This window comes from uncultured Hymenobacter sp. (assembly GCF_964242765.1).
Classification (GTDB): domain Bacteria; phylum Bacteroidota; class Bacteroidia; order Cytophagales; family Hymenobacteraceae; genus Hymenobacter.
In genome coordinates, this window is record NZ_CAXTBM010000034.1 from 57,427 (window position 1) to 64,165 (window position 6,739).

At 55.0% G+C, this 6,739-nt stretch carries 5 protein-coding genes; 3 read left to right on the plus strand and 2 right to left on the minus strand.

Annotated elements, in window-relative coordinates; all coding sequences use genetic code 11:
- Positions 1-147: 147 nt before the first annotated feature.
- Entirely contained in the window at positions 148-1,257 is a 1,110-nt protein-coding gene (locus ACFE7X_RS15000; protein WP_375436494.1) for a mechanosensitive ion channel family protein, read from the minus strand.
- 259 nt (positions 1,258-1,516) lie between these two features.
- On the opposite strand from ACFE7X_RS15000, the gene ACFE7X_RS15005 reads away from it, so the two are divergent.
- Both ACFE7X_RS15005 and ACFE7X_RS15010 read left to right on the plus strand, forming a co-directional pair.
- Positions 1,517-1,978, plus strand: coding sequence for a BLUF domain-containing protein (locus tag ACFE7X_RS15005; RefSeq protein WP_375436495.1), 462 nt, complete (start codon positions 1,517-1,519; stop codon positions 1,976-1,978).
- Positions 1,979-1,990: 12 nt separating this feature from the next.
- Positions 1,991-2,791 carry a class I SAM-dependent methyltransferase gene (locus ACFE7X_RS15010; protein WP_375436496.1) on the plus strand — a complete coding sequence of 267 codons (801 nt, stop codon included), beginning with the start codon at positions 1,991-1,993 and terminating at the stop codon, positions 2,789-2,791.
- A gap of 321 nt (positions 2,792-3,112) precedes the next feature.
- On the opposite strand, the gene pncA is transcribed toward ACFE7X_RS15010, so the two are convergent.
- Positions 3,113-3,721: a bifunctional nicotinamidase/pyrazinamidase gene (pncA, locus tag ACFE7X_RS15015; protein ID WP_375436497.1), complete on the minus strand. Its 609-nt coding sequence runs from the start codon at positions 3,719-3,721 to the stop codon at positions 3,113-3,115.
- 283 nt (positions 3,722-4,004) lie between these two features.
- On the opposite strand from pncA, the gene ACFE7X_RS15020 reads away from it, so the two are divergent.
- Positions 4,005-6,739, plus strand: a 2,735-nt coding sequence (locus tag ACFE7X_RS15020) for a SusC/RagA family TonB-linked outer membrane protein (protein WP_375436498.1), incomplete at its 3' end; no start/stop codon positions are given.

Consider the following 6,739-nt stretch of genomic DNA (forward strand, 5'->3'; position numbering starts at 1 on the left):
ACCTGCCAAGATACGGCGTTACCGGGTATTGTTGAGCTTTAGATAGTACCCGAGAGGAAGCCTAGGTGGGTCGCAACTTGTAAACGGCAGTAGTGCAGCACTTGATAAGAGAACTGCAAATGCTCTCCAGAGGGTTTTAGTTGCTGTTCAGCCTGCTTCAGCCGTTGCGCCTGTGGGCAGAAAAGGCTGCTCCGAAGCGTCCATGGTAGTGCGAGTTTTGGGTAGGCTGTCGGGGTACTTGTCTTGAATGAAAGCCAATAACTGCTCTCGTATTTCACAGCGCAGATCAAAGGCCCGGCTGGAATTAGAAGCACTCATCAGCGCCCGCAGTTCCATCGTGCGTTCCTTGGAATCGGTGACTTGCAGCACGCACACCCGTTGGTCCCAGAGCGGATTTTTTTCTACGAGGCGTTTCAACTCGGTTCGTACCTCTTCTACCGGCAACGTGTAATCGGTGTAAATAAAGACCGTGCCGATGAGCTGCGACGCACTTCGGGTCCAGTTCTGGAAAGGCTTCTCGATGAAGTAGTTGATGGGGAGCACCAGCCGCCGCTCGTCCCAGATACGCAACACCACGTACGTGAACGTTATTTCCTCGACCCGGCCCCATTCGCCCTCCACCACCAGCACATCATCAATGCGAATAGGCTGCGTAAAGGCAATCTGAAAGCCGGCCAGTAAGTTAGCAATAGAGCGTTGCGCCGCAAAGCCCACAATAACGCTGGCAATGCCCGCCGAGGTCAGCAGCCCCGTCCCGATTCTGCGCACCGTAGCGAAGCTCATCAAGATAAGGGCCGTTGCAACAAACACTATTATCGAAACGACCAGCTTGCGCACAAACTGTAGTTGCGTGAACAGCTTGCGTACCTCTAAGTTGTTGTCGCCGTCGAGCTGGTAGTGCTGCTTCACCAGGTCCTCAATCACGTCCACCGTTTTCACCAGCCCCCACGCAAACGTGATGACAAAGGCGGTTACGGCTATTCGCTCCAGTACCCCCGCATGCTTGGGCGAAAGCGGGGCTAAGGGCAGCACAAACAATACGGTAAGCACCGGAAAAAAGAAGGTGCTGGCATGGTTCAAGTGCCGGGCTACGGAGTGCGAGAGAAGCGTGGTTTCACGTTTATTATACGCTCGCAGTATCCGAAAGACAACGAATTTAATAAGTAGCCCTGCTGCTAAACCACCTGCCACCAAAGCCAGGGTATGCAAAATGGCTTCCGTCTGGTCGGGCAGAAGTTTCGGTAAGTTCAGTTTCATGCGCAACAAGCAGATTGATCTGATAGTACCCGGCTCCAACAGGAAAGGTTGCTTACTACGCATCTTCTGTTATGCCAGCGCCAGCACTTGTGTGACTACTGCGCGTGCAAATACCAGTTTATTTCGCAGAAGAACGTGTTTATCCAGCGAGTAGGGTTGTGTTCATTCATTGTTTTTTACAACTTGCTTTCTTAAATCGTATTACCGTAGAGAGGGGCTTTAACCACCTGCGCAATTCATATAAACATGCACTGAAAAAGTGCGTAATAAACAAGAAAACAAGGCGTTAACAATGCATCATATTGTGTACTTAAGTTCAGTGGCGGGGCAACTGGACGAACAGGAGTTAAAAACTATTTTACTGAAGTCAAGAGCTAAAAATACCAAACGCGGCATTACGGGTATGTTGCTCTTCTGCGGTGATAGTATAATGCAGGTGCTCGAAGGAGAGCAAGCGGAAGTAACGGCGCTCTATCAACAGATCGAGCAGGACTTTCGCCACACTCGGGTTTTCAAGCTCTCCGACGGGAAGATTTCACAGCGGGCTTTTCCAGATTGGTCGATGGGTTTCACTACTACTACCCCCGAGGAATTCGAACGACTTGTAGGCTACTTCAACCCCCGTGACCCTAAATTCAAGGCGTTGTCTTCAACTCAGATTGAAAACGAGGTGCTTGACTTAATGAAGGAGTTTTCCATGGAAAAGGAAGACATACCGTAGATTTCGCTTCGTATGGACACCCCTGCTAATTTCCTCGCGCAGAATCAGCAACTCTGGAACGCTAAAACCGAGTACCATTTAGCTTCCGAGTTTTATGATGTGGTTGGTTTTGTGGCCGGTAAGTCTTCGCTGAACGAAGTAGAACTGGCCTTGCTAGGCGACGTAACGGATGAAACCATTCTGCACTTGCAATGCCATTTCGGTCAAGATTCGCTGTCGTTGAGTCGGCTGGGGGCGCAGGTAACGGGCGTTGATCTATCCGACAAAGCCATAGCGAAGGCCCACGAACTAGCTGCGCAGTTGCAACTTAACGCCACGTTTATCTGCTCGGATGTGTACGGGCTGCCGCAGCACTTGCATCAGCAGTTCGACATCGTGTTTACCACCTACGGCGTGCTTGGCTGGCTCCCCGACCTCAACCAGTGGGCCGCCGTGGTAGCGCATTTCCTAAAGCCCGGGGGCCGGTTGGTGCTGGTCGAGTTTCACCCTGTCGTTTGGATGTTCGACAACGACTTCACGCAGGTGCAGTATTCTTATTTCAACCGGGAGGCTATCGTTGAAACGGAAGCCGGCACCTACGCCGACCGCGCCGCGCCGATTGGGTGTCCGGCCGTTTCCTGGAACCACAGCCTCAGCGAAGTACTCGGCAGCCTCCTGCGCCACAACCTAGAAATCAGCCACTTCGACGAGTACGACTACTCGCCCTACAATTGCTTTGCGCAGCTAGAACAGATAGCAGAACGGCGCTACCGCCTGCGCCACCTCCCCGATAAGCTGCCTATGCTCTACTCGGTCGTGGCTCGAAAGAAATAGATTGACTTATTCCCAAGCTGTTGTCCTTCCGACCGGAGGGAGAAATCTGAGTTCATTCGTTCAGCGACCTTACTCAGATTCCTCCCTCCGGTCGGAAGGACAGATAGGAGTTACCAGCAACATATCTTGGAAGCCTATCCAGACTAATGCGGGTGAACAGCAGCACCAATACTCGTTCCACGCAGCTTCAAACTAAACCGGTGTAGAGACGCTATACTTGGCGTCTCGTCGTTGCCGAGGTTGTTTAGTCTGCACGTTGGTCGTTCAACGACGAGACGCCAAGTGTGGCGTCTCTACACCGTGCTAAATTCAGGAAGTACCTTAATGTACGTCGGCAGCTTTCAGAAAATGGGCGCCGTGCGCCAGCAAGTCGGCGCGGGCTTGCTGGTAGCCCTCGGCGGAAATAGCGCGGGTGGCATCTTCCACAAAGAAGACTTCGAAGCCTTGCGCCAGCGCATCTTTCGCCGAGAAATACACGCAGTAATCGGCGGCTAGGCCGGCTAGGTACACCTGCGTTACGCCGCGGCCGCGCAGGTAGTCGGTGAGGCCGGTGGCTTTGCGGTGCCCGTTGTCGAAGAAGCCGCTGTAGGAATCGATTTCGGGGTTGGTGCCTTTGCGGAAGATAGCCTCGATGCGGTGCTGGTCGAGGGTAGGGTGAAACTCGGCGCCGGGGGTGGCTTGCACGCAGTGGTTGGGCCAGAGCGTTTGGAGTAGGCCGTGCAAGTCGATCTGCTGGAAAGGCTGCTGGCCAGGGTGGCTGCTCGCAAAGCTGCCGTGCCCGGCCGGGTGCCAATCTTGCGTGGCTACTACCAACTCGAACCGCGGCTGTAACTCGTTGAGCAACGGAACAATAGCATCGCCATCGGCTACCGCTAGCGCGCCACCAGGGACAAAGTCGTTTTGAATGTCGACAAGCAGGAGTGCTTTCATGAAAGAAGACAAAAAGATAAGACTGAAGAAGGAGTAGCTTCTTTCCGTCCAAGATAAAAACGGTTTTGTAGTAGCAGCCAAAGGTAGCCACCGCCTAGCGGAACAGTGAGCGCCAGCGCTGCTTATGGCAACGTTGCCGGTAACGATTGCATAAAAAAACAGCCGTTAAACGGTCTTGGAAGAGATTGGTTCACTTAATATTAGCTAACAGGGTTGTCTTTATTGATAAACCCCAAGCTGCCTCACGGGCTTGACTTTGCTCTTCACTTCAATTCCCACTCGTATGAAACACGGTTTATTACTACCTGCCATCCTGTTGTGCGCAGCCGCTCCGGCCTGGGCCCAACAGACCCGGCAACTTTCAGGAAAAGTGCTGGATGCCGCCACGGGCGAAGGATTAGCCGGCGTGACGGTGCTCGTCAAAAACACCACTAACGGCGCCTCTACCAACCCCGATGGGCAATTCACGTTGAGCGTACCCGCCACCGGCGAGGTACAGCTTACGGTTAGCTACATCGGCTACGTCACCCAAACCGTAACGGCCAAAGACCAAGGCGACCTGAGCATCAGACTCTCATCGGACACCAAAGCCCTGGACGAAGTGGTGGTAATCGGCTACGGGCAGGTGAAGAAGAGCGACGTGACGGGCTCTATCGTGTCGGTGAAGGAAGAGGACCTGAAGAAAGTGCCCGTGGCTAACGTCATGGAATCGTTGCAGGGCCGGCTGCCGGGCGTCGATATTACCAGTGCCGGTGGTTCAGCCGGGGCGGCCGTCAATATCACGGTGCGCGGCAACCGCTCCATTAATGCCAGCAACGGGCCGCTGTTCATCGTGGACGGGGTACAGTACAACTCCATTCAGGACATCAACCCCAACGATATTGCCTCCATGGAGGTGCTCAAAGATGCCGCCTCCACGGCCATTTACGGGGCGCGGGGTGCCAACGGCGTTATCATTGTTAGCACTAAAAAAGGAGCGGCCGGCAAAACGCGCGTCACGCTCAACTCCTACTACGGCATCACCGACAAGGTGTTTTATCCGGAAGTAAACAACGGGGCTCAGTATGTGGCCCAGAAGCGCGAAGCCAACCGGGCCAGTGGCCGTTGGAACAGCGAAGCCGACGACCCCGCCATCTTTACCGCCACGGAGTTGCAGGCCATTGCCAACGGCACCTCCACCAACTGGGCCGATTTGCTGCTTCGGCAAGGCGTGCAGCAGGAACACCAGGTTGGCTTGTCGGGCGGCTCGGAGAAAACCAAGTTCTACCTGTCGGCCGATTACTACAACGAGCAGGGATTGTTTCGTAAAGACAATCTGAACCGGTATTCGTTCCGGGCCAACATCGACCAGGCCCTCAACGATAAGGTGCACATCGGGCTGCAAAACCAGCTCACGTACTACAATCAGAATTTCCGGCGCGACCCCACCAACCAAGCCAACAAAATCACGCCGCTGACCTTGCCTTACGATGCGGACGGCAACATTGTCAGCTACCCCAACAACCAGGCCGCCATCAACCCGCTGTCGGATGAGCTGCCCGGCAATTATGAAAACAACCTGCGCCGGACCCGTACCTTTTCCACGGCGTACCTGAGCTACCAGATTCTGCCGAGCTTGAACCTGCGCTCCAACCTGGGCTTGACGCTCTCCAACGAGCGCACGGGTATCTACCTGGGGCAGAACACCATCGACCGCAACGGGCAAGTTCCACAGTCGTCGTACGGTACCCAGTTTGAAACCAACTGGAGCTGGGAAAATATCCTCAACTACAACAAGACTTTCGGCAACCACTCGCTCACGGCTACCGGCGTTTCGTCACTGCTGACGTTCAACACCGAGAATTCCAACGCGCAGGGCCGCAACCAGTTGCTGGCGTATCAGCAGTTCTATGCCCTGGCCAATGCCAACCAGCAAGTTGGTATCAACAGCGGCTACACCGACAGCAAGCTGATTTCGTTTACGGGCCGCGTGCAGTACGGCTTCAAAGGCAAATACCTGCTCACACTGACTGGCCGCGAAGATTTGTCGTCGAAGCTAGCTAAGGGCAATAAAGGCTCGTTCTTCCCGTCGGCCGCCGTGGCTTGGCGCATCATCGACGAAGAATTTATGAAGAGCGTGACGCCGGTAACCGACCTGAAGCTGCGCGTCAGCTACGGCCGCGCCGGCAACTACGACGTGCCCGCTTACTCGTCGCAGAGCTTGCTGAGCCGCATTCCGTACTCGTTTGGCGAAACGGGTGCCGCGGGCTACACCTTTGCCAACCGCATCGGCAACCCGGAGCTGGGCTGGGAAATTTCGCTGACCAAAAACGTGGGTCTGGATTTCGCCTTGCTGCAAAACCGCGTAACGGGCTCGGTGGACGTGTACGACACCAAAACGCACGACTTGCTGCTGAACCGTTTCTTGCCCCTCACCTCGGGCGTGTCGTTTATCACCCAGAACATTGGCGAAACCCGCAACCGCGGGGTGGAAGTGGGCTTGAATGCGCGGGTGCTGGAAACCGAGGCCTTGCGCTGGAACGTGGGCGTTACGTGGTTCAAGAACAAAGAAGAAATTCTGGCGCTGGGTACCGGCGCCAACGACATCACCAACGGCCTATTTATTGGCTCGCCGGTGCGCGTGTTCTACGACTACGAAAAGCTAGGTATTTGGCAGACCGAGGAAGCCGATGAGGCGCGGGTTTTCGGTCAGAAGCCGGGCCAGATCAAGGTGAAAGACCTAGACGGCGACGGCCGGATTACGGCCGCCAACGACCGGCGCGTACTAGGTACGGCGGTGCCGAAATGGAGCGGCAGCTTCAGTAGTGACTTGAGCTACAAGGGTTTCGACTTGTCGATGCAAGTGTTTGCGCGCATCGGGCAAATGATTAACTACGAGTACGCCGGGATTTTCGACCCGCAGGGCATCGAGAACAGCGGGGTGCACAACTACTGGACGCCCGAAAACCCGTCCAACGACTACCCGCGCCCCGATGCGGGCCTCTCGAAAAGCACGCTGCAAAACGGCTTATTCGGTAC